This is a genomic window from Neobacillus sp. NPDC093182 (assembly GCF_044754045.1).
The window spans coordinates 108724-133107 of sequence record NZ_JBIVOI010000013.1 but is presented as its reverse complement, the minus strand read 5'-3'; the positions used below and the strand labels follow the sequence as shown (position 1 = coordinate 133107).

Here is a 24384-nt window from a genome sequence, read left to right as displayed (position 1 = left end):
CCCTCCATGTGCGAGAGTTTCTTTGATGTTTACTTATTTTCAGTTTTTTCGGCTATATCTCTTGGTCTTTCAAATGTCAGTGGTCCAAATTTCTCAGACCTAATTTCCCTTATCACTAGTTCGGATACCTTATCATAATCCACGATTCCGCCTGCTCCGAGACAGCCTCTAAGCTCTCCAATTTGGTCAAACATTTCGACCACATTTTCGGGGACAGAATCCAGCTTATAACGTTCCTTAAGTCTCTCTGGATAATTCTCTTCCAAAAACTTAAGTGAAAAAACAACAAGGTCCTGCAAATTTAGCAGAGTGTCTTTTATAGCACCCGTCACAGCCAGCTTCTTACCAACCTGTTGGTCTTCAAACTTCGGCCATAGAATTCCCGGAGTATCTAATAACTCTAGCTCTTTGCCAACTTTAATCCACTGCTGAGCTTTTGTTACTCCTGGCATATTCCCTGTCTTTGCGATATTTTTCTTTGCGAGCCGATTAATTAATGTTGATTTTCCGGCATTAGGAATTCCAACAATCATAGCACGGATAGCTCTTGGGTTCACTACACCCTTTGCTCTTAAACGATCAAACTTTTCCTTTAAGATTTCATGGGATGCCTTTACAATATCCTTCATACCCTCTCCAGCTTGAGAATTAATGGCTATTGCTTTTATTCCTCTTGCTGCAAAATAGGCAATCCATTGTTTCGTAATTGCTTTATCTGCCAGATCCGCTTTATTTAAGAGGACTAGTCTGGGTTTATGCTGAATAATTTCATCAATCATCGGATTGCGGGATGAATAAGGTATTCTTGCATCCACTAATTCATAGATAATATCTACTAGTTTTAGTTTTTCCGTGACCTCTCTTCGAGCTTTTGCCATATGGCCTGGAAACCATTGGATTGTCAAAGCAGTCACCTCCTACGTCTATTTCACGATGTGTGCATCTTTTAATGGCCAGTATACAATACTTGTCTTCCCAATTATTTTGTCCAATGGGATGGTTCCAATATGCCTGCTGTCTTTGCTAAAACGACGATTGTCACCCATTACGAACAATTCACCTTCTGGCACTGTTTGGGTGCCTACAGGTGTTTCTTCCAGTGTAAAAGGATCCGTTAGCGGTCCTTCTACCTTTTTCTTGTATTCATCCAAATATGGTTCTTCATATGCCTTACCATTTACGTATAAGGTATCATCCTTATATTCGATACGATCTCCTGGAAGTCCAATTACTCTTTTAATGTAATCTTTCTGTTCAGGCGCGTGGAAGACGATAATATCAAAACGTTTTGGCTCACCTATATTATAGCTTAGCTTATTAACTATCATACGGTCTTGGTGCTGCAGAGTGGGCATCATCGACAGCCCGTCTACTACAATTGGTGCAAAAAGAAAGTAACGAATGACAGCTGCCAGTGCAACAGCAATTAATAATGCCTTCGTCCATTCCCAAAGTTCATTTTTCTTTTTTATCATGTCTTTTTCCCCGCCAATCACAAAAAAAATGTCTGCTATTATCTTATTTTACAAAAAAATTGTATATTAAACACGTTGGGGCCACACTTTTAATCAAACTTTAATATAAATATTCTTACACGGATACAATATGATATGTACGAAAAAAGAGCTTGCAAAGCAAGCTCTTTCTTTTATTATCGAATTTCTTTAATACGAGCTTTTTTACCACGCAGCTTACGTAAGTAGTATAGCTTAGCACGGCGAACTTTACCGCGGCGCAATACTTCAAGCTTCGCAATTTTAGGTGTGTGTACAGGGAAAGTACGCTCAACGCCTACTCCGTAAGAAACCTTACGAACTGTGAAAGTTTCGCTAATTCCACCACCACGACGCTTAATCACTACACCTTCGAATAACTGAATACGCTCGCGAGTACCCTCGACAACTTTAACGTGTACACGTACAGTATCACCAGGACGGAACGCAGGCAGATCAGAACGAAGTTGTTCTTTTGTGATTTCTTCAATCAATTTTTGCATCGTTTTCAACTCCTTCCAACAGACGCTCATGCACATCTACTATCCTTTTCCATTGCAGCGGAACATCTTTATAAGACTCTACTGAATAAGCTATTCAGCTCAAGTCACAAGAAGTATCATAACATAAAAGACAACTCTATGCAATAACTACTCGTATTCTTTTTTTATTTCATTTAGCCATTTTTCCTGGTCTTTGGTTAGTTCTATTTTTTCTAATAAGTCAGGTCTTCTAAGGAATGTTCGTCGTAAAGCTTCTTTGTTCCGCCACTCTTCGATTAATTTATGATTACCTTGCAGGAGGACCTCTGGAACCTTCATTCCGCGAAAATCAGATGGCCTTGTATAGTGAGGGTGCTCTAGGAGCCCCGTACTAAATGAATCTTTCATATGTGATTCTTGATTTCCTAAGACCTCTGGTAATAAACGAACAACACTATCTATCACTACCATCGCTCCAAGCTCTCCGCCGGTTAATACATAATCACCAATTGATATTTCGTCTGTTACAACATGTTCCCTAATTCTTTCATCATAGCCCTCATAATGGCCGCATACGAAAATAAGATGTTCTTCTTTCGCTAATTCTTCTGCTGTTTTTTGGTCATAACGTTTTCCTTGAGGACAAAGTAGTATCACTCTAGTTTTATTACTTTCGGCCTGTTCCTTTAATGCTGAAACCGCATCGAATAACGGCTGCGGCTTTAAGACCATTCCCGCTCCTCCCCCATAGGGATAGTCGTCAACAGTCTGATGCTTATTATCAGCATAGTCCCGGAAATTGACAACATTGTATTGTACAGCAGATTTTTCAGCCGCCTTATGTAAAATGGAATGCCCCAATACACCTGTAAACATTTCAGGAAATAACGTTAGTACGTCTATCTTCATCATGACAGCAGACCTTCCATTGGTTCGATTAAGATAACCTTTTCTTTAACATCCACTTTTTTCACAACATCTTCAATATAAGGGATCAATATTTCCTTGCCGGCAGGAGATTTAATTACCCATACATCATTTGCGCCGGGGGATAGAATCTCGGTTACTTTACCGATTTCCTCACCGCTGGTTGTAGCCACGAGGCACCCAATAATCTCATGGTAATAATATTCATCTTTATCAAGATTACCCAGCTGTGTTTCTGGAACCTTAAGGATTCCATCCCTAAACTTTTCAACCTCGTTGATATTTTCAAACCCTTCAAATGTAAGAAGATTAAAATTTTTGTGGGTACGATGGGTTTTGACTGTTAATTCAATCGGCTTATTTGATCCTGGCATAAATAAATACAATGTATTCCCCACTTTGTATCGCTGCTCCGGGAAATCCGTTTTAGAAATAACCCTGACCTCACCTCTAATTCCGTGTGTATTGACGATTTTGCCAACATTAAACCATTTTTCCATTCTACTTGTCACCTCTATCTTATTTCCTCAATAATACCGTTTTTTATTATGATTGTACGCTGCCCTGTTACTTCATCCCAATTGTCGCCAATATTTACTTCAACTAGGGCTTGCACTTCTTTTTCTTTTAATTCACTGCCTAATGGTAGCATATGTAGTTGTTCGATTTGAAACTCATAAAGCTTTTCTTTATCATGGCGTTTTTTCAGTTCTTTTTCAAAATGAGTTTTAAGCGTGCTTGCTTGATATTTTTTCGTCTTTTCTAATTTTTTCAACTCAAATTGAAGTTGCTCATATTCTTTTTGCATCTGCAGCTTGCCTGCAAAATATTTTTCAAGCAGCTTTTGTTTGCTTTGTTCCGTTAAGATTTGCTTTACGATAACAGTTTGAATAAGTTGCATAATTGCTTCCTCCTTCAGCTTCTGTTTTCATTTGTCCAGCTTCAGCGCCTAGGGGCTCGGGTCATAAGCCCCTGGGCAAGGCGCTTCCGCTTTTCATGATAGCAAAAAAGGGAGGAATTTTATTCCTCCCTTTCTCTAGATGCAAAAAGCTATTCACCAATTTCTAGAAAAATTTTCTTTTGTTGTGAAGATCCTGCTGCATATACAACAGTCCTAATGGCCTTTGCAACACGCCCTTGCTTGCCAATTACCTTTCCCATGTCCGTCTTATTGACAGTAAGGTAATAAGTGATTCGCTGATCCTCTTCGTTGACATTCACACGAACGTCTTCTGGAAAATCAACAAGGGGCTTAACAATACTTTCAATTAATTGCTTCATAGCAATTACTTGCTTAACTTAGCATTATGGAATTTTTCCATGATGCCTTGGTTTGAGAAAAGGTTACGAACTGTATCAGATGGTTTCGCACCATCTTGTAACCACTTAAGAGCTAATTCTTCGTTGATTTGAATTGCAGCTGGCTGAGCTACTGGATTGTAAGTTCCGATAACTTCAATGTAACGTCCGTCACGAGGAGAACGAGAATCTGCTGCTACGATACGATAGAAAGGAGTCTTTTTAGCTCCCATACGCTTTAAACGAATTTTTACTGCCATTTTAAATAAGCACCTCCGAATAGTTTCACACAAGATAGTATATTATCAACTTTTAAATCATTTGTAAAGTGTTTTTTCTTTACAGTATTATTTCCAATTTCAGACAGATATAAACAACCTAAAAAGGTTTGAACGGAAATTTAAATCCGCCTTTTTTCTTGCCTTTTTGCTGCATTCCTGTCATTTGCTTCATCATCTTTTTCATATCTTCAAACTGCTTTAATAAACGGTTTACTTCCGGAACAGTTCTGCCGCTTCCTTTGGCAATCCTTCTTTTGCGGTTTGAATTTAAAATTTCTGGATGAGTCTTTTCTTCTGTGGTCATGGATCGAATGATGGCTTCCACGTGTGCAATTTGCTTCTCTTCGATTTGAATATTATTCAGACCTTTAATTTTGTTTGCACCAGGCATCATCTTTAATAATTCATCAAGTGGTCCTAAATTACGGACTTGTCCGAGCTGCTCCAAAAAGTCATCAAGCGTAAAAGATGCCGTCCGCATTTTCTGTTCAAGCTCTTTTGCCTTTGCTTCATCGACATTTGCCTGTGCCTTTTCAATAAGGGTAAGCACGTCACCCATGCCAAGAATCCTAGAAGCCATCCGTTCAGGATGAAACGGCTCAATCGCATCCATTTTCTCCCCAAGACCGACAAACTTAATAGGTGTTTGTGTTACAGCACGAATGGACAGCGCAGCTCCACCGCGTGTGTCACCGTCAAGCTTCGTTAAGACAACCCCAGTCAAACCAAGCTGTTCATTAAAGCTTTGCGCCACATTAACAGCGTCTTGACCTGTCATTGCATCAACAACGAGAAAGATTTCATCTGGTTTGGTAAGCTCTTTAATGTCCTTCAGCTCACCCATTAGGTTTTCATCGACATGTAATCGACCAGCTGTATCGATTAAAACATAGTCATGATGTTCTTCTTTCGCCTGCGCAATGGCTTGTTTGGCAATTTCCACTGGGCTTACTTGATCACCGAGGGAGAATACAGGCATATCTAATTGTTTTCCAAGGGTTTGAAGCTGCTTAATGGCAGCAGGACGATAAATATCAGCTGCTACCAGCATCGGCTTACGGTTATACTTCTTACGAAGCAGGTTGGCAAGCTTACCTGTCGTAGTCGTTTTACCAGCACCCTGTAATCCAACCATCATAATCACAGTAGGAGGACGATTAGAAGCAGCAATTTTGCTTTGCTCGCCGCCCATTAATTCTGTCAATTCTTCATTAACAATTTTAATAATCTGCTGCCCAGGGGTTAAGCTTTTTAGGACTTCTTGTCCTACTGCACGTTCGCTGACTTTTTTAACAAAATCTTTAACGACCTTAAAATTAACGTCAGCCTCGAGTAGTGCCAGACGGACTTCACGCATCATTTCTTTTACATCCGCTTCCGTTACCTTGCCTTTTCCACGGATTTTTTGAATCGTATTCTGCAGTCGGTCGGCTAATCCTTCAAATGCCATTCATGCCGCCTCCTAATCTAATTTCTCAAGCTCGGCAACCACTTCCAGCATTGCCTGCTTTGATGGGTGTTCTTCATTTAGCAATTCTTTTAGATGCTTTAACAGCTTGCTGCGCTCTTGAAATTTCTGAAATAGTAATAGCTTTTCTTCATACTCCTCAAGCATAGCTTCCGTACGTTTGATATTATCATATACAGCCTGACGGCTTACATCGTACTCTTCAGCGATTTCTCCAAGTGAGTAATCATCTAAATAATAGAGAGACATATAGCTTTGCTGCTTTGGTGTTAACAACGAATAATAGAAATCATAAAGATAATTAATCCGCGTTGTTTTTTCAAGCATGCATATCCCCCCTTGTTAAGTGAAAAGCCTTTACAAATTGTAGTTTACACAGTCATTCCAAGTCTGTCAAGAAAATATCTTTACATCAATTTACAGCATTATCCACTTGATCAGCGAATAACCCATAAACATATTGCTCTGCGTTAAATTCCTGAAGATCGTCCATTTTTTCACCAAGACCGACGTATTTTACTGGAATTTTCAATTCATTCCGAATCGCCAAAACAATACCGCCTTTTGCTGTACCGTCTAATTTGGAAAGAACGATCCCGCTTACATTCGTTACCTCTTTAAACGTCTTTGCCTGAATAAGTGCGTTTTGACCTGTAGTTGCATCTAGAACAAGCAGGACTTCATGCGGTGCACCAGGTACCTCTCGCTCGATTACCCGTTTTACCTTCTCAAGCTCTTTCATTAAATTGACTTTATTTTGTAAGCGTCCGGCAGTATCGCAAATCAAAATGTCTACTTTCCGGGATTTAGCAGCCTTAATCGCATCGTACATAACAGCTGCTGGGTCAGAGCCTTCTGCCTGTTTAATCACGTCTACTCCGACTCTTTCTCCCCACACTTCTAACTGTTCAATCGCACCAGCACGGAAAGTGTCACCTGCTGCTAATAAAACAGATTTCCCTTCACTTTTAAACTTATGACCAAGTTTCCCGATGGTGGTTGTTTTTCCCACGCCGTTAACACCGACAAATAAAATAACTGTAAGCCCATCCTCTTGAATATTCAACTTAGAAGATTGTTCCTCACCCGCATTATAAATATCGACTAACTTCTCGGAAATAACACTTTGAACTTCCTGTGGATCCTGGATATTTCGACGTTTAACTTCCATCTTCAACTCTTCGATTAGCTTCATAACCGTATCAAAGCCTACATCTGCCTGTATTAAGATTTCTTCTAATTCTTCAAAGAAATCTTCGTCTACTTTGCGGTATCTCGCTACAAGATCATTTACCTTACCAGAAAAGTTATTTCTCGTCTTTGAGAGGCCGTCTTTAAATTTTTCCGTTACCGACTCTGTTTGTTTCGTGATTTTCTCTTTTAATTTTTTAAAAAAACTCATTCTTCTTCACTTCCTATGATTAAGTTTCAACAAGCTCCTTTGTATCCTCGAGCCGGACAGAAACGAGCTTTGAGACACCAGATTCCTGCATGGTTACACCGTATAAAACATCCGCTTCTTCCATCGTGCCTTTTCTGTGAGTGATAACAATAAACTGTGTTTCAGAACTAAATCTCTTCAAATATTGACTAAAACGAAAAACGTTTGCCTCATCTAATGCTGCTTCTACCTCATCCAAGATACAAAACGGCACAGGACGAACTTTTAAAATAGAAAATAGCAGTGCAATCGCTGTTAATGCTCTTTCACCCCCTGATAATAACCCAAGGTTTTGCAGCTTCTTACCTGGAGGCTGCGCAACAATTTCTACACCTGTATTTAATAAATCCTCTGGATGAGTAAGTCTTAAATCTGCTCTTCCGCCTCCAAACAACGCTCGGAACACAGGCTCAAATTGCTCACGAATTCCATAAAACGTCTGTTCAAAACGTTTTTTCATTTCCGTATCCATTTCGTCAATGACCTGATAGAGCGTATCCTTCGCCTCTTGGAGGTCGTTCTTTTGCTCATTTAAAAATTCATATCGTTCCGAAACTCTCTCGTATTCTTCAATGGCTCCAATATTAACACTGCCAAGTTCCTCAATCGCCAGCTTAATCAGCTTCACCTTTTTCCTAGCTTCTTCTACTGGCAAACTTAGTGGATACTGCTCTTTGGCTCCCTCAAAAGAAAGTAAATATTCTTCTCTAAGATGTGCAAGTTTTGTTTCAAGTTCCACATCTAAGCGGTTAATTTTTACTTCTTCATCCTTTAAAACTTCCACCATTCCTTTATGAAGTCTCTTTATTTCTTTCGCTTCGATTTCGGCATCTTCAAGTGCAGCATGCATTTGGAGCCGTTCCTGCCTTCTAGAAGAAATAAGTGAAATGGTTTCTTCCTTGTCTTGCTGTTTGCGTTTTGCAGCAGCCTCTAACTGTTCTTCGCCGGAAGTGCTTCCCGCCATTTCCGATGTCAGCAGCATAAGGTCCTCTTTATAAAGCGTAAATTTCTCTTGACTCACGTTTAATTCTTCAACAATCATAGCCAAACGTTCTTTTGCATTTACAAATTGCTCATTTTTGGCAGCAAATTCTACTTTTAAATCGGTTATTTCCTTGGTCAGTGTTTCTTTTGATGAGATATCATGCGTTTTTTGTTCTGTAAGTTTAGCAATTTGAACATCAAGGGCAGCTATCTTATCTTTAAAGCTGGCAATTGCTTCATTGAGTTCAGCTTTTCGATTTGTTATCGTTTTCTGTTCCTCTATCAATTGGCCTTTTTCAATGTCATAGATTTTCAACCTGTCATTAATATTCTTCGCATCGAATTCAGCTTCACGGAGATCACCTTTTAATGTTTGCTCCTGTTGTCTAAATTCTTCACCAAACCTTCGCATTGTTTCTAGCTCTAGTTCATGTGTTTTAACATCCTCTTTTAATGACTTTACATGACTTTCTAAACTTGAAGTTTTTTCACTCATGATGATAAGTTTTTCTTTCAACTCTTCAAGCTCGCCTTTTCTTGTCAATAGAGAACTTGTCTTTTGCTTTTGGGCCCCGCCTGTCATCGAACCGCCTGGATTCACGATATCTCCATCTAACGTAACCATTCGACAACGATACTGGAGGATTTTAGCCAGTTCGTTAGCACCCTTTAAATCTTTCGTAATGACAACATTACCAAGAAGGTTACCAATCACCTCAGAGTATTTAGGATCAAAGCTTACTAGATCTACTGCACTCCCTACCAATGAAGGATGGTTTTGAATTGATGAAAGTTGTGAGGAAGACAACAATCTGCCTTTAATAACGCTTAAAGGTAAAAAGGTAGCTCGTCCGTAAGAATTCTGTTTCAAGAATTGAATAGCCATACGGGCATTTTGTTCCGAATCTACGACTATGTGCTGCAATGCCCCGCCTAACGCTGTTTCCAGTGCTGTCTCGTACTCCTTTGGAACCGTTACTAGCTCGGCAACAGCTCCTTCAATACCATGAAGCTTTTTTCCTCTTGCCTTCAATACTTCTTTTACGCCTTGGAAAAACCCAGAATAGTCCTCTTCCATTTCCTCGAGCATTTCTTTTCTCGATTTCGCCTGTTGAAGAATTTGATAAGCCTGGTATAAAGTCTTTTCTTGCTTTTGATAGTTATTTTGCACATTCTCAAGCTTACGCTGTTTCTCCCTGAAACTTGTAACCTGATTGGAAAGCTTTGTTTGTACCTCTTCTAATGCAGTTTGAACTTGTAACCTCTTCTTTTGAGCTTTTTGTCTTTCCTCAAGGAATTTAACATTTTCAGAGTCAAGACGCGCGCTCTTTGTTTCCTGCAGTTCTAGCTGCTGATCGATAAACTTAAGCTCATTTTTCGCACCAGCCTGATCATTTAACAGTTCAATATATTCACTTTTTAAGGTTTCAATTTTCTCTTCAATATTTTCAGTAAATAACGCCAATTTCCCCTGTTTGTCTTTTAACTGAGTTTGCAGGTAATTTACCTGTTCAGTCAGTTTATCCACTAAATCTGCTTGAATCTCTTTGTTACGTTGTAATTGTGAGATTTTATCTGTCAGTTCAGCAATACCCTTTTCGAGCTGTGCTCTATTTTGAGAGGCATTTTTCTTGCGTTCTTTTAGTACCTCTTTCCTGCCTTCTAACTTTTCTAGTTCCTCACTTGCATGGAGGAGAACATTTTGCAAATCAGTAATCGACTCATCGAGCGCAGCAATGTGGTCCCTTGTTTCTTCTATTTTAGCTTCCTTTACCTGCAGCTGCGCCGAAAGCTTAATTTCTTCCTGCTGATGTTCTGCTAGCTGCTCTGATAGATGAGTCCACTTTTGGTGTAACTCTTCGATATCGTAAACCGTTAAGGCTACTTCGATTTTTTCAAGTTCTTCCTTTTTCTCTAAATAATCTTTTGCCATGGACGCCTGAATCTTTAACGGTTCAACTTGTCCCTCTAGTTCATAGAGAATATCATTCACCCGATTTAAATTATCCTGTGTTTCTACTAATTTAGCTTCTGCTTTTTTCTTACGATTTTTATATTTTAAAACGCCCGCTGCTTCTTCAAAGATAGTTCTTCGGTCTTCTGCCTTACTATTGAGAATTTCTTCCACTTTCCCTTGACTGATAATGGAGAATGCTTCTCTGCCAAGACCAGAGTCCATAAACAAATCAACAATATCTTTAAGTCTGCAGGGCTGTTTATTAATTAAATATTCACTTTCTCCTGCACGGGTGACTATCCTCGTTACACTCACTTCATTGTAATCAATCGCTAATCCTTCGTCCTGATTATCCAGCGTTAAGGTCACTTCCGCATAATTTAACGGCTTTCTTGAATCGCTTCCCGCAAAGATGATATCTTCCATTTTAGAGCCTCTAAGTGATTTAGCAGACTGCTCACCTAAAACCCAGCGGATAGCATCTGTTATATTACTTTTCCCACTTCCGTTTGGACCAACTACAGCAGTGACTCCTTGTACAAAATCCACCCCAATACGATCTGCAAAAGATTTAAAGCCAATGATGTCCAACCGTTTTAAAAACATATCTTTTTCCTCCCTAGAGCTTGGCCGGAATCTTTCCTTAGCATTCTATGGTTGTTTATCTACGATGTTTTAGCCTTTAAGACCTCCAATGCCATTTGGGCGGCATGCTGTTCAGCTTCTTTTTTCGATTTACCTGTACCGATACCTAATTCTTCACCATTTAATGAGACTCTTGAAACAAATTCTTTACTATGAGCAGGTCCCTTTTCGATTAATACCTTATACTCGATTAAACCTGTCCCATCTCTTTGAATTAGTTCTTGAAGCTGGCTCTTGAAATCCATCACATGAGAAAAAGCACCCTCATTAATTTTAGGAAAAACCACTTTAGCTAGAAATTCGTTTACTACCTCAAGTCCTTTATCCAAATAAAGTGCACCAATGAATGCTTCAAATACATCCGCTAACAGTGCTGGGCGCTCCCTGCCCCCTGTCATTTCTTCACCCTTACCTAACAAAATCAACTTGCCAAAGCTCAGTTCGTTTGCCAAGGTTACAAGAGAAGGCTCACACACGATAGCAGCACGGAGCTTTGTCAGCTCTCCCTCACTCATCATTGGATATTTTAGGAAAAGGAATTTTGAAACCGTAAGTTCTAACACAGCATCCCCTAAAAATTCAAGCCTTTCATTATCTTCATAAGGCTTTCTGCGATGCTCATTCACATAGGATGAATGAGTAAAAGCTTGTTTTAATAGTTTTTCATTTTCAAAATGAATACCGATCTGGTCCTGAAAATCCTTAAATTGATTTTCTTTTGCGCGATTGTTCATTTCTTTTTCCTTACCTTTTCTGCGCATTAAAGTCTCCACCTTGCATATTTTTTACAAATACCTATCATTAGTTTAAGTAAACTTCAGTCAAAACGCAAAGAAACCTGGCAGTATTTTTTTAAGACTGCCAAGTCTAATAATACAGAAAGAAGCTCCGTTTGAAAACGGAGCTTTTGAAGAAATCCAACGAATTAATTCTTGCTATTTATGTAATTAACAGCATCACCAACTGTGCTGATTTTTTCAGCATCATCGTCAGAAATTTCCATATCAAATTCATCTTCTAATTCCATAACTAGTTCAACTACGTCAAGGGAATCAGCACCAAGATCATCTTTGAATGAAGCTTCAAGTTTAACTTGTGACTCATCTACGCCTAAACGGTCAACGATGATTTTTGTTACTCGCTCTAATACCTCTGCCATTCTAGTTCACCTCCCCTCAAGCTATTATAAAGTATATCAATAAAATAATACACAGATTGCACAAAAAAATTACATTACCATTCCGCCATTGATATGAAGAGTCTGCCCTGTGATGTAGGAAGCGTCATCGGAGGCCAAGAAAGCTGTCATTTTAGCAATATCCTTAGGCTCTCCTAAACGGGCCAGCGGAATCTGTTTTAACATCTCATCTTTTACCTCATCCGATAATTTATCTGTCATATCGGTTGTAATAAAGCCTGGAGCAATAGCGTTCACTGTAATATTACGGGATGCAAGCTCTTTTGCTGTTGTTTTTGTTAACCCAATAACACCTGATTTTGCTGCAACATAGTTTGCCTGACCTGGATTTCCACTTACTCCAACAACAGAGGTAATGTTAATAATACGGCCGACACGCTGTTTCATCATTTGGCGGGTTACAGCTTTTGTACAGAGAAAAACACCTTTGAGATTGATATTAATAACATCATCCCATTCGTCTTCCTTCATTCTCATTAATAAATTGTCCTTAGTTATACCCGCATTATTGACAAGTATATCCAATTTACCAAATCGTTCTACTGTTTCTTTAACCATGGCTGCAACTTCTTCACCATTGGATACGTCACATTTAATTGCAAATGCTTCTTTACCCATTGCTTTTATCTCATCTACTACTTCATTGGCTTTACCTTCACTGCCAGCATAATTCACTGCGACATTGGCTCCCTGTCTTGCAAGCTCAAGAGCAATTTCTCTGCCTATCCCTCTTGACGCGCCGGTTACTAAGGCAGCTTTGCCTTCTAGTGTCATAGATTTTCCTCCTTCAATGCCTCGATAACAGATTGACAGCTTTCCTCATCCGAGATCGAATACGTTTTAACACTACGGTTAACTTTTTTAATTAAACCTGAAAGTACCTTTCCAGGACCAATTTCAATAAATGTATCTACACCTGAATCAATCATCTTCACAACAGAATCTTCCCACAAAACAGGTGAATAAAGCTGTTCAATTAAATTTTCCTTTATTTCTTCTGCGGTCATCATCGGATTTGCTGAAACATTGGCAATAACAGGAATACGTGCATCCTTCATATCAAGTTCATCTAAAACCTGACGAAGCTCGCTCGCTGCAGGCTTCATTAATGAAGAATGGAATGGTCCGCTTACCTCCAAAGGAATTGCTCTTTTTGCACCCGCTTCTTTTGCTTTTACACTTGCAAGCTCGACACCTTTACGGGAGCCTGAGATGACAATTTGACCTGGACAATTCAAGTTTGCCAGAGAAACTGGGAAGCCAGATTCACAAACTTCAGCTGTTACTTTAGACAGAGGTTCACGGTCAAGCCCTAAAATAGCTGCCATTGAACCTTCACCGTTTGGTACAGCCCCCTCCATAAACTCCCCTCTTTTTCTTACAGCATAGACACCATCTTCAAAGGTTAATGCGCCAGCTGCAACAAGGGCTGTATACTCACCAAGACTATGTCCAGCCACAAAATCAGGCTTAATGGCTGCTTTTTGAAATCTTTCTAGAACGGCCAAACTCGTTGTTAATAAAGCTGGCTGTGTATTTACAGTTTTTGTCAACTCTTCTTGAGGTCCCTCAAATATAAGCTTACTTAATTCAGTTGAAAGTCTTTCGTCAGCTTTTTTAAAATATTGCATTACCTCAGGATACTGCTCAGCAAGCTGCTGCCCCATGCCAACTGTTTGTGAGCCCTGACCAGGAAATACAAATGCAATCTTACCCATTTCCGCACCCCTTTTTACACTTCTATTTTAGATGTCTTCTCATCTTCAATGGACTTTTTGATGAGCCCAACTACATTCTTTTCGACCATTTCCCTCGTTTGACGAATTGCACTAAAAATAGCTTGTCCGTTAGAGGAACCATGTGCTTTGATTACAGGCGCCTTTAATCCAAATAGGCCGGCACCGCCATACTCTGAATAGTCCAATGTGTTCTTTAAGACTTTGAATTCAGGCTTTAACACCGCTGCAGCAAGTTTACTTTTAAGACTGCTCATTAACGTCGTTTTTAGCATTTTAAACATGGATAGTGCCGTACCCTCAACGGTTTTCAACACCATGTTGCCAGTGAATCCATCCGTTACCACGACATCTGCTGCGCCATCAAGCAAATCCCTCGCCTCTACATTGCCTGCAAAATTAATGTTTGCATTTTTTAAGAGTTCGAATGCCTGTTTTGTTAGGTCAGTCCCTTTCTTTTCTTCTGTTCCGATATTAAGAAGACCTACCCGCGGATTAGCTATCCCTCTTACCTTTTCACTATAAATAGACCCCATGATCGCATATTGCAGCAAATGCTCAGGCTTAGCATCTACATTTGCCCCAACATCCAATAATAGGAAACCCTCTCCGCCAATGGTTGGTAAAGTAGGTGTAAGTGCTGGACGGTCTATGCCCTCAATCCTGCCAACTACAAATAGACCTGCAGCCATTAATGCTCCTGTATTTCCTGCTGATATGCATGCATCTGCGTTTCCATCTGCTACTTGCTGTGCAGCAAGTACCATCGAGGCCGTTTTCTTACGACGAACAGCCCTAACAGGTTCGTCTGTACCAAGGATTACCTCGGATGTATGTAAAATGGTTATTCGTTCTTGGTTCGTTAAGTATTCTTTAATTTTGGTTTCATCCCCGACTAGGGTTATATGTATATCTGAAAATGCTTCTACAGCTTTCATTGCACCGATTACGATTTCTTTAGGAGCATGGTCGCCACCCATTGCATCGATCGCTATCTTCATCTTTTCTCATCCTTTAATGATTTTTCTGAACGGTACATTTCGAATTCGCCTTTAAAAACAAGTTCGTTATTGACATAACTAGTTACTTCAACAATCGTCCTGCCAAGGCCATCGTCTATTTTTAAAACTTTTGCTTTGGCAATCACTCGTTCACCTTGTTTGACAGAACGCTTAAATTGAATATTTGCCTTTGCTGTTAACGCCAATTCATCATTTATTACCGCTACTGCTAGTGAATTTGCCTGGGCGAAAACATGGTGCCCCCGAGCAATCTTGTTCCGAATAAAAACATGCTCTTCTCTAACATCAAATATGGAAATCGCACTTTGATCGAGTTCAATATCAATTATTTCACCAATAACTTCTTCAAGTGGTAAAGACCGGACCTCATCTTCAAATTTTTTCTCGGCAACATACTTTATCCTTTCCCGTAGTTCAGGAATTGATAATTCCAGACGGTCAAGGCGGATGGTTTGCACACTAACTTGAAATTTTTCTGCGAGGTCTTCATCCGTTATAAAAGGATTTTCCTTAATGGTTTCCTTTAGCATTTGTTGTCGTTCTTTTTTTGTTCTTCTCATATCATACACCGTCCGAGCTATTATGACTAGGTACTAATAGTAGTATAAAATTAGAAAAAGCAGATTGCAAGAATAAGTTTTTATTCTTGCAATCTGCTTCAAGCGGTTTTATAGATTAATCCAGTTTTTCTCCTTCTAATACGCCTGTGTTTTCTAGCCGGTTTCTTAGGTATTGGTATTCTTTTGCGGTCCAGAAGGTTTTTGATTGGATCATTAGTGATGCGTCGTTTCTTGCGGTTTCGAGTGTACGGTAATCATGAACCATGTCTGCAAGCTTAAATTCTGGGACCCCACTTTGTTTTCTTCCAAAGAAGTCTCCGGGTCCCCGTAATTCTAGATCCTTTTCACTTAAAACGAAACCGTCGTTTGTTTCGGTCATTATGCGCATTCTCTCCTGACCTACTTCTGACTTTGGATCTGCTAATAAAATACAATAAGATTGGTCACTGCCTCTGCCTACCCGGCCGCGAAGCTGATGGAGCTGGGATAGTCCAAATCTTTCTGCATCATAAATGACCATCATTGTGGCATTCGGAACATTCACTCCTACTTCTACAACTGTGGTTGAAACTAACACCTGTACCTCATTGGCACTAAATTCTTTCATAATCGCATCTTTTTCTTCTGAGCTTAACCGCCCATGCATAAGTCCGACCTTATACCGATTTTGAAAGTGGTGGGATAGAGTAGTATGAACGTCAATTGCATTCTGAACATCGAGCTTGTCTGATTCTTCAATCAACGGGCAAATTACATAGGCCTGATGACCCTTTACCAATTCCTTTTCTATAAAGGAAAGGACTCGTCCCAGCATTTCCGGTTTTGCCCAGTAAGTTTCTATCGCTTTTCTGCCAGCCGGCATTTCATCGATGATTGATACATCCATTTCACCAAAAACGGTTATAGCAAGCGTTCTTGGTATCGGTGTAGCAGTCATAAACAGGACATCTGGATTTTCTCCTTTTTCCCGTAAAACCCTTCTTTGTTCAACCCCAAAGCGGTGCTGTTCGTCCGTTATGACAAATCCTAGTTTTTTGAAGGTTACCTCATCCTGAATAAGTGCATGTGTCCCTATTAATATATTTACTTTCCCCTCTGATACATCTTGAAGAATCTCTCTTCTTCTTTTCCCTTTAACTGAACTTGTTAATAATTCACACCTAACACCAAAGGGTTCTAATAAACTATTAAGCGACTCCGCGTGCTGTTCTGCTAGAATTTCCGTTGGTACCATTAATGCCCCTTGATAGCCAGCCGTAACACTAGCATATAATCCTATCGCTGCAACCACCGTTTTCCCAGAACCAACATCTCCTTGCAGCAGGCGGTTCATTCTCAAAGGGGATTTTAGGTCGTTAAGAATTTCCGATACAACACGACTCTGTGCATTGGTCAAAGGGAAAGGCAATGATTGAATAAATTGTTCTACCTTCGGTTCTAGATAATTTTGCTCAATTCCAGGTGAATGCTCTCGTTCAAATTTCCGTAATGCCTGCATTTTTAACTGAAATAACAGAAATTCCTCATAAACTAAGCGGCGGCGAGCCTGTTTTACGTCCTCCTGATTAACTGGAAAATGCATCGCCTTTAGAGCGGCATTGCGGTCTAATAAGCGATACTTTTTCACAAGAGATAACGGTAAACTTTCCTCGATATATTGACCAAATTGTTGAAATGCAATCGAAATAAATTTACGCATTCCCTTCGTCGTGATTTTACCTTTTAGAGAGTATACTGGCTCAAAATCTTTTGTTTTTGCATTTTGCCCAGCCTGCATTTCATTAGCAGTAATCGTTTGCCGATGGGCGTCCCATTTACCTGTGACCGTAATGGTTTCATTCATGACGATTTTTGACTTTAAATAAGGCTGGTTAAAAAACACAACCTTAATTAAATATTGTCCGACGAACATTCTAATCATCAGCTTGGATTTCTTTCGGGCATAATATGTAAGAGAAGGCTCACTATGAACCTTCCCTTCTACAGTAATTTTCTCATCATGCTTTACCGCTGAAAGCTCACGCAGCCGATAATCTTCATAACGGTATGGAAAATACTCTAATAAATCTAAGACTGTATAGATTTTCATTTCTGCTAAACTTTCAGCCGTCTCTTCCCCAATTCCCTTTAATAATGTAACTGGCTGTTTTAGATATTGATTCACTTTATACGCGCGGAATACCGAAGATCTTAGCTTCGAGTTCACGACCTGTCGGAGTTGCCGCCAACCCTCCCTGTGCTGTTTCTTTTAATGCGGTCGGCATTGATTGTCCTATTTTATACATGGCATCAATGACTTCATCACATGGTATTCTGCTTGTTATACCTGCTAAAGCCATATCTGCAGCCACCATTGCATTGGCTGCACCCATTGCATTTCTTTTTACACATGGTACCTCGACTAGACCGGCCACAGGATCACAGACAAGACCCAGCATATTTTTTAATGTGATGGCCATTGCTTCTGCACATTGCTCTGGTGTGCCGCCTGCCATTTCAACGATCGCCGCTGCAGCCATTCCTGAAGCAGAACCAACCTCTGCTTGACACCCGCCTGCTGCACCTGAAATCGAAGCATTGTTCGCAACAACAAAACCAAAAGCTCCTGCTGTAAAAAGAAATGCCACCATTTCCTCTCTAGTCGGGTTTAGTTTTTCTTTCACTGCGAATAATGTACCAGGCACAACTCCAGCAGAACCAGCAGTCGGCGTAGCACAAATTGTTCCCATCGCTGCATTTACTTCATTCGTCGCAACAGCTTTACTCACTGCATCAAGAACGGTTTTACCAGACAAAAAATTGCCTTTTTCAATATACTTTTGCATAAGAACCGCATCCCCGCCGGTTAATCCGGAGTGTGATTTTACCCCTTGAATACCACGTTCAACCGCTTCCTCCATGACCCTTAAATTTCTGTCCATAAAAGCAAGTACTTCTTCCCGGCTGCGTCCGGTGACATTCATTTCTTGCTCAATCATAATCTCTGAGATTTTTTTATTCTTGCTAATTGCAAGCTCTACCAACTCAGCAACATTTCGAAACATTGTCTTCCCCCTCGTTGTTGTTTTATATCTAGCTAATCGACAATCTTGGTAACCTTCAGTATATTAGGAAGTTGTTCTAGTTCTTGAAGTATTTTATCTTCGATGTTTTGGTCAACTTCAATGGTCATAAGAGCAAGCTTCCCTACTTCTTTTCTGGAAACTTCCATATGACCAATATTGATTTCGTATTTTGCCAAGACATTCGAAACACTCGCAATGGCACCAAAACGATCATTATGAACCACTAAAATGGCCGGATGGTTTCCTGATAATTTCAATTCAAAACCATTTAACTCGGTGATTTCAATTTTCCCGCCGCCAATCGAGATTCCGACCAGCTCTAATTCACCTTTATCATCGCCAATGATCACTCTAGCTGTGTTTGGATGATCAGTAATGGCTTCTTCTTCTATAAATCGAAGTTTAATGCCCCGTTCTTTCGCTATATCCATTGCATTTATTATTCTCACGTCATCCGTATCAAAATCTAATAAACCACCAATGATGGCAACATCCGTACCATGCCCTTTATACGTTTTAGCAAACGAACCGTATAAAGAAATATTTGCCCATTTTGGTTCCCTGCCAAATAAACTCCTTGCAACTCTTCCAATTCTGGCAGCGCCAGCAGTATGTGAGCTGGATGGCCCAATCATAACGGGTCCAATTATGTCAAACACGCTTCTATATTTCATCCGTCTTCTCCCCCTAGGACAAATAAATCTCTTTTGGTTATCCATTTATATTTATAACACAGAAAATAGAAAAAAGAAGGGTTTCCCCTTCTAATTTTATCACTTATTCAATTGCAAAGATAAATGAATATAATGGTTGTTTTCCATTATGAAGTTCAACTTCTACGTCTTCGAAATTCTCTTCTACAAACGCTGTTAGTGCATTTACCTCATCTTCGGTTACGTCTTCACCGTAAATGATGGTTAAAATTTCCGAATCAGCATCTACCATCGCAGTCAGCAAATCTTCCGCAACTTTTCCTTTATCTTTGTTTTTCACAACAATTTTGCCTTCAGCAATTCCCATGAAATCATCTTTTTCAATTTCTAACCCGTCGATTTGAGTATCGCGAACTGCAAAAGTAATTTGACCCGTCTTCACATGCTGCATAGCATCTGTCATAGCAGTTTCATTTGCCTTTACATCTCCTGCTGGATTAAATGCTAACAGTGCAGATAAACCTTGAGGGACTGTTTTAGACGGAATCACATAAATTTCTTCATCAGATACATCCGCCGCTTGCTGCGCAGCCATAATAATATTTTTATTATTCGGGAGAATAAAAACCTTTTTCGCATTCACTTCTTTAACAGCTTTAACAATATCCTCTGTACTCGGATTCATCGTTTGGCCGCCTTCAATTACAGCATGTGCCCCGATACTTTTGAATAATTCGGCAACCCCAGACCCCATTGACACAGTAACAATCCCATACTCCTGCTGTTCTTTAGGAACTTGAGGTTTATCGGAAACTAACGGTGTGTGCGTCTCTCCAACAATATTGGAATGCTGCTGCCTCATGTTTTCAATTTTAATATTGATTAAGCTTCCGTACCTCTGTCCGTAGCTTAGGCAATCACCAGGCTGTTCAGAATGAATATGTACCTTTACAACCTCGTCATCCGCAATTACTAATAAGGAATCACCTAGCTTACTAAGGTCATTCCGGTAAACCTGTTCATCGAATGGATGCTTTACCAGTTTAGCATCTTCAAACTTCACCATAAATTCTGTACAATAGCCAAATACAATATCTTCTGTATTTATATGACCTTGAACACTTTTATGGTGTTCCGCACTAACCATTTCGTCCATAGAAGGATAGGCTTCAGGAGAATCCGGCAGCTTCTCGCCTTTCAGTTCAGCAAGAAATCCTTCATAAACATAAACCAGCCCTTGTCCACCGCTATCAACAACTCCAACTTCTTTTAGAACCGGCAACAGATCTGGTGTACGCTTAAGCGATGCCTTCGCTTCCTTTAAAACTTCTTCCATAATTTCAATGATATCATTCGATTTTTGGGAAGCCTGCATACCTCTTTTTGCAGAATCCTTTGCAACCGTTAATATCGTGCCCTCTACTGGCTTCATTACCGCTTTATAGGCAGTTTCGACACCAGATTCTAACGCTGCTGCAAATTCTTTTCCAGAGATGGCTGCTTTGGTTTCAATTGCTTTTGAAAATCCACGAAATAATTGGGAAAGGATAACCCCGGAGTTGCCCCTGGCACCCATAAGCAAGCCCTTTGACAGCGCGACTCCTACTTTACCAATATGTTCCTGAACGTTATTTTTTACTTCCTTTGCCCCTGAGGTCATTGATAAATTCATATTCGTTCCAGTATCACCATCGGGCACAGGAAAAACGTTTAATGCATCGACCATTTTTGCGTTGGCACCTAAATGATTCGCACCTTGAATCACCATTTCTGCAAAACGTTTTCCATCTAAAGCTGTAATAGACACAAACTTTCCTCCTCTACTTGCGGTTCGTTACACCACTTACGGGTTCGTCACACGAACTCCCTGAACGTAAATATTTACCGAGTCAACGGCAAGTCCAACGGTCTTATCAAGTGTGTATTTCACCTTTGATTGCACGTTATGAGCAACCTCGGAAATCTTTGTTCCATAGCTGACAATTATATACATATCAATATGTACTTCTTCATTCTCTTGGCGAACAATAACTCCACGAGTAAAATTTTCTTTTCTTAAAATTTCTGTAAGACCGTCTTTTATTTGGCTCTTTGATGCCATACCGACAATTCCATAACAATCGATAGCGGCACCTCCAGCGATGGTGGCGATTACCTCATTTGAAATATCAATTTGTCCGAACTTAGTTTTTAATTCAATGGACATGAATCGTTCCCCCTTTTGGAAATTGCTCCTTGACTAAAGCCATTTTACTATAGTGAAGAAAAATTTGAAAGCGATACTTTCTTCTTATAGTATTTACAAACAATAATGATGCATGTCAAGGTATTTTTCTTGAAACGTTTATGAATCACTCTTGCATTCAAACTGGTTGTATGATAAATTATTAAAGTATCTTTAGACAATAACGTAAATGCTGTATAAAGCTTTGGGTATTAAGGAGGGAATCATTATGCCACGTAAATGTGTTGTAACTGGAAAGAAAACTACAACTGGTAACGCACGTTCTCACGCTATGAACGCTAACAAGCGTACATGGGGTGCTAACCTACAAAAAGTACGTATTCTTGTTGATGGAAAGCCTAAGCGTGTTTGGGTTTCTACAAGAGCGTTAAGATCTGGTAAAGTAGAACGCGTTTAATATGTCAGGGCATCCTTTATGAGGGTGCCCTTTCTTACTATCTTTCCCATATTTCCTCAAAATAAAAAAGCACCCATAAAATAGGTGCTTAAACACATTCTCTATTCATTCTTTTTAAATGCACCAATCATCGCTCGGACAAGTCCACCTAAAAACTTTGGCAGTTTAATTGTATAAAACTTCATTATGTCCCTCCTCACCATCTCACACATCTAACTTCTCTCGTACGCCCTTACTATTTTATTCAAACGGACGAAATCAGTACCTCTAAATTAGCTATTAATCATTACTTCTTATCACTAATAATATGCCTTCCGAAAATGAAAAAGTACCATAATCACTAATAAGTTCATTACTAATACATAGTGTAGAGCCGATGGAAATATGACGGTTTTTTAACGGATATTTAAAGCGCTCAAGAGTGAGACCTTTTACTTCAAGAGTCAGAGGAACAAAAGAAATATACTTTTTATCTGCCCTCTCTTCAATTTTATAACTTCCTGGTCCTTTTAATGATAAAATATTTTGATTATCAATAAGTACAATGTTTACATGGTTTTCTTCAAATACCGGTTTGACCAATAAGTGTACATTCGCCAGGAGATGGTCTAATCTCCCGCCAGTGGCTCCAAAAATTTGAATTAAAACAGGCTCTTGTTTTATAGCCCAATTCAAAGCCAGCTCCATATCTGTTTCATTTTTTTCGGGCTTGTACCTCTTCATTTCCTTTACATGACCTTCAATTACCTGCAATTCTTCTTTGGAAACAGAATCAAAGTCTCCAAAAGCAATCGCTGGTGTAATATTCTTATTAATAAGGGTATATACCCCACGATCGACTCCGACCCATATGTCATTTTTACTAGAATATTCATGTAAATTGGGAAGAAGTTCTTCAGGACCTCCTGCCAAAATATTTATATTCATCGGTATCCCCCTTTTTTGCTACGCAAAAAGCCAGCATTTCAGCCGGCTTTTTACTTTTTTATCCTCTTATTAACGAGATGGCTGCTGCGTAGTCCTCTTGATCATAAATAGCAGATCCAGCCACAAGAACATTCGCTCCTGCCTCTACACATAGTTTTGCCGTTTCTGAATTTACTCCGCCATCTATTTCAATTTCAATTTCTTTTCCAATTGAGTCTGCCATTTCCTTTACTTTTCTAATTTTAGGCAGGACTTCCGGTATGAATTTTTGACCGCCGAACCCTGGATTAACGGACATTAACAACACCATATCGATATCTTTTAAAATATGCTCAATGGTGTTAACAGGAGTTGCTGGATTCAACACCACTCCCGCTTTAATTCCAAATGACTTAATATGATGAATCGTCCGATGAAGATGTCTGCATGCTTCAACATGAACGGTAATGTAATCTGCTCCTGCTTTAGCAAAGGCTTCAATATATTGATCAGGGTTATCAATCATTAGATGTACATCCAGCGGAAGCTTTGTAACGGGACGAATTGCCTCCACAATTAATGGTCCTATCGTAATGTTTGGAACAAAATGACCGTCCATTACATCAACATGGATATAGTCAGCTCCAGCCCTTTCAACAGCAGTTATTTCTTCACCTAATTTGGCGAAATCAGCAGAAAGGATGGAAGGTGCAATTTTCAGCATTTTAATACCTCGGCTTTCTTTCTTTTATTTCTTGAAGGAAATCAACATAATGTTGATAGCGGTATTGAGTAATGGTTTTGGATTCAACTGCTGCTTTCACTGCACATTTAGGCTCACTAATATGTAAACAGGCTCGAAATTTACAATTTTCACTTTCCCTTGCCATTTCCGGAAAGCAATACGTTAACTCCTCAGCTTCGATATCGGTGAATTCTAAAGAACTAAATCCCGGGGTATCTGCAATTAGGCCATTACCAATACTAATTAATTCCACATGCCGGGTAGTGTGCTTTCCTCTGCCTAAATGTGAGGAAATATCGTTGGTTTTTAGTTCAAGATCAGGTCGTAACACATTTAAAAGTGAGGATTTTCCGACACCTGATTGACCGGCAAAAACTGATATTTTATCTTCGACATGTGGAGTTAATCCTTCAATACCCACTTCTGTTTCGGATGAAGTCAGTAATACTTCATAACCCATGTTTCTATAATGATCAGCATATTCATTAATGGCCTGCTTTTCTTTGTCATTTGTTAAATCCATCTTCGTAATGCAAATCAGAGGTTTAATATGATTATATTCCACAAGGACAAGAAAACGGTCTAATAGAACGGTACTAAATTCAGGCTCTACAGCGGAAAAGACGAGAATGGCCTGGTCGACATTTGCAATAGGCGGTCGAACCAGTACATTCTTCCTTTCCTTAACTTCCATAATATAACCATCACGTTCATTCTCGGCCTGAAAAATGACTTCATCACCGACAAGTGGTGTAATCTTGTTTTTTCGAAAAACACCTCTTCCCCGGCATTGAATCATTACTCCATCATGCAGTACGTAATAAAAACCACTTAATGCTTTTACAATTTTCCCTTCAGGCATAGCCACACTCCTTGCCAT

General features: G+C 39.6%; 28 protein-coding genes. 1 reads left to right on the top strand and 27 read right to left on the bottom strand.

The window, feature by feature from the left end:
- Positions 1–29: 29 nt before the first annotated feature.
- The 23 genes from ylqF to ACIQAA_RS22270 all read right to left on the bottom strand — a co-directional run bounded on the left by ylqF (position 30) and on the right by ACIQAA_RS22270 (position 21417).
- The gene (ylqF, locus tag ACIQAA_RS22380; protein ID WP_402623863.1) at positions 30–905 is read right to left on the bottom strand and encodes a ribosome biogenesis GTPase YlqF; all 876 of its coding nucleotides are present in this window, start codon (positions 903–905) and stop codon (positions 30–32) included.
- Between the two features lie 18 nt (positions 906–923).
- On the bottom strand, positions 924–1475 hold the full coding sequence (lepB, locus tag ACIQAA_RS22375; protein WP_402623860.1) for a signal peptidase I: 552 nt from the start codon (positions 1473–1475) through the stop codon (positions 924–926).
- A gap of 176 nt (positions 1476–1651) precedes the next feature.
- Positions 1652–1996, bottom strand: coding sequence for a 50S ribosomal protein L19 (gene rplS / locus ACIQAA_RS22370; protein ID WP_034675704.1), 345 nt, complete (start codon positions 1994–1996; stop codon positions 1652–1654).
- 147 nt (positions 1997–2143) lie between these two features.
- A complete protein-coding gene (gene trmD / locus ACIQAA_RS22365) occupies positions 2144–2884 on the bottom strand; it encodes a tRNA (guanosine(37)-N1)-methyltransferase TrmD (RefSeq protein ID WP_402624029.1) in 741 nt (246 codons plus the stop codon).
- Positions 2884–3402 carry a ribosome maturation factor RimM gene (gene rimM / locus ACIQAA_RS22360; RefSeq protein WP_402623857.1) on the bottom strand — a complete coding sequence of 173 codons (519 nt, stop codon included), beginning with the start codon at positions 3400–3402 and terminating at the stop codon, positions 2884–2886. Before rimM ends, trmD begins: the two co-directional genes overlap by 1 nt.
- A 14-nt stretch (positions 3403–3416) precedes the next feature.
- The gene (locus ACIQAA_RS22355) at positions 3417–3803 is read right to left on the bottom strand and encodes a YlqD family protein (protein ID WP_402623854.1); all 387 of its coding nucleotides are present in this window, start codon (positions 3801–3803) and stop codon (positions 3417–3419) included.
- Between the two features lie 149 nt (positions 3804–3952).
- Positions 3953–4183: a KH domain-containing protein gene (locus tag ACIQAA_RS22350; RefSeq protein WP_307196410.1), complete on the bottom strand. Its 231-nt coding sequence runs from the start codon at positions 4181–4183 to the stop codon at positions 3953–3955.
- A gap of 5 nt (positions 4184–4188) precedes the next feature.
- Positions 4189–4461 (bottom strand): 30S ribosomal protein S16, encoded by a 273-nt coding sequence (rpsP, locus tag ACIQAA_RS22345; RefSeq protein WP_034675715.1) that lies wholly within the window; start codon positions 4459–4461, stop codon positions 4189–4191.
- Between the two features lie 118 nt (positions 4462–4579).
- Positions 4580–5932 carry a signal recognition particle protein gene (gene ffh, locus ACIQAA_RS22340; RefSeq protein ID WP_402623851.1) on the bottom strand — a complete coding sequence of 451 codons (1353 nt, stop codon included), beginning with the start codon at positions 5930–5932 and terminating at the stop codon, positions 4580–4582.
- Between the two features lie 12 nt (positions 5933–5944).
- Complete coding sequence (locus ACIQAA_RS22335; protein ID WP_402623848.1) at positions 5945–6277, bottom strand: putative DNA-binding protein; 333 nt, start codon at positions 6275–6277, stop codon at positions 5945–5947.
- Between the two features lie 85 nt (positions 6278–6362).
- Positions 6363–7352, bottom strand: a complete 990-nt coding sequence (ftsY, locus tag ACIQAA_RS22330; RefSeq protein WP_402623845.1) for a signal recognition particle-docking protein FtsY — start codon at positions 7350–7352, stop codon at positions 6363–6365.
- A 19-nt stretch (positions 7353–7371) separates the two neighbouring features.
- The gene (gene smc / locus ACIQAA_RS22325) at positions 7372–10938 is read right to left on the bottom strand and encodes a chromosome segregation protein SMC (RefSeq protein WP_402623842.1); all 3567 of its coding nucleotides are present in this window, start codon (positions 10936–10938) and stop codon (positions 7372–7374) included.
- Positions 10939–10997: 59 nt separating this feature from the next.
- Complete coding sequence (gene rnc / locus ACIQAA_RS22320; protein WP_402623840.1) at positions 10998–11738, bottom strand: ribonuclease III; 741 nt, start codon at positions 11736–11738, stop codon at positions 10998–11000.
- Positions 11739–11902: 164 nt separating this feature from the next.
- On the bottom strand, positions 11903–12136 hold the full coding sequence (gene acpP / locus ACIQAA_RS22315; protein WP_307196417.1) for an acyl carrier protein: 234 nt from the start codon (positions 12134–12136) through the stop codon (positions 11903–11905).
- A gap of 69 nt (positions 12137–12205) precedes the next feature.
- Complete coding sequence (gene fabG, locus ACIQAA_RS22310; RefSeq protein WP_402623838.1) at positions 12206–12949, bottom strand: 3-oxoacyl-[acyl-carrier-protein] reductase; 744 nt, start codon at positions 12947–12949, stop codon at positions 12206–12208.
- Complete coding sequence (gene fabD / locus ACIQAA_RS22305) at positions 12946–13893, bottom strand: ACP S-malonyltransferase (protein ID WP_402623835.1); 948 nt, start codon at positions 13891–13893, stop codon at positions 12946–12948. The genes fabG and fabD overlap by 4 nt, the downstream gene beginning before the upstream one ends.
- A gap of 14 nt (positions 13894–13907) precedes the next feature.
- A complete protein-coding gene (gene plsX, locus ACIQAA_RS22300) occupies positions 13908–14912 on the bottom strand; it encodes a phosphate acyltransferase PlsX (protein WP_402623833.1) in 1005 nt (334 codons plus the stop codon).
- Positions 14909–15493: a transcription factor FapR gene (gene fapR, locus ACIQAA_RS22295; protein ID WP_063251642.1), complete on the bottom strand. Its 585-nt coding sequence runs from the start codon at positions 15491–15493 to the stop codon at positions 14909–14911. The genes plsX and fapR overlap by 4 nt, the downstream gene beginning before the upstream one ends.
- Before the next feature lie 115 nt (positions 15494–15608).
- A complete protein-coding gene (recG, locus tag ACIQAA_RS22290) occupies positions 15609–17657 on the bottom strand; it encodes an ATP-dependent DNA helicase RecG (protein WP_402623830.1) in 2049 nt (682 codons plus the stop codon).
- Position 17658: 1 nt separating this feature from the next.
- Complete coding sequence (sdaAA, locus tag ACIQAA_RS22285; protein WP_402623827.1) at positions 17659–18537, bottom strand: L-serine ammonia-lyase, iron-sulfur-dependent, subunit alpha; 879 nt, start codon at positions 18535–18537, stop codon at positions 17659–17661.
- Positions 18538–18569: 32 nt separating this feature from the next.
- On the bottom strand, positions 18570–19232 hold the full coding sequence (sdaAB, locus tag ACIQAA_RS22280; protein ID WP_402623824.1) for an L-serine ammonia-lyase, iron-sulfur-dependent subunit beta: 663 nt from the start codon (positions 19230–19232) through the stop codon (positions 18570–18572).
- A 103-nt stretch (positions 19233–19335) separates the two neighbouring features.
- On the bottom strand, positions 19336–21018 hold the full coding sequence (locus ACIQAA_RS22275) for a DAK2 domain-containing protein (protein WP_402623821.1): 1683 nt from the start codon (positions 21016–21018) through the stop codon (positions 19336–19338).
- 36 nt (positions 21019–21054) lie between these two features.
- Positions 21055–21417: an Asp23/Gls24 family envelope stress response protein gene (locus ACIQAA_RS22270; RefSeq protein WP_045515300.1), complete on the bottom strand. Its 363-nt coding sequence runs from the start codon at positions 21415–21417 to the stop codon at positions 21055–21057.
- Positions 21418–21664: 247 nt separating this feature from the next.
- Here ACIQAA_RS22270 and rpmB point away from each other — a divergent pair, with 247 nt between their 5' ends.
- Positions 21665–21853, top strand: coding sequence for a 50S ribosomal protein L28 (rpmB, locus tag ACIQAA_RS22265; RefSeq protein WP_289340368.1), 189 nt, complete (start codon positions 21665–21667; stop codon positions 21851–21853).
- 101 nt (positions 21854–21954) lie between these two features.
- On the opposite strand, the gene spoVM is transcribed toward rpmB, so the two are convergent.
- From spoVM to rsgA, 4 genes are all read right to left on the bottom strand, one after another.
- Positions 21955–22038, bottom strand: a complete 84-nt coding sequence (gene spoVM / locus ACIQAA_RS22260; RefSeq protein WP_035445740.1) for a stage V sporulation protein SpoVM — start codon at positions 22036–22038, stop codon at positions 21955–21957.
- Between the two features lie 94 nt (positions 22039–22132).
- Entirely contained in the window at positions 22133–22780 is a 648-nt protein-coding gene (locus tag ACIQAA_RS22255) for a thiamine diphosphokinase (protein ID WP_402623818.1), read from the bottom strand.
- 58 nt (positions 22781–22838) lie between these two features.
- Entirely contained in the window at positions 22839–23483 is a 645-nt protein-coding gene (rpe, locus tag ACIQAA_RS22250) for a ribulose-phosphate 3-epimerase (protein WP_307303334.1), read from the bottom strand.
- A 1-nt stretch (position 23484) separates the two neighbouring features.
- Positions 23485–24366: a ribosome small subunit-dependent GTPase A gene (rsgA, locus tag ACIQAA_RS22245; protein ID WP_402623815.1), complete on the bottom strand. Its 882-nt coding sequence runs from the start codon at positions 24364–24366 to the stop codon at positions 23485–23487.
- Between the last annotated feature and the right edge of the window lie 18 nt (positions 24367–24384).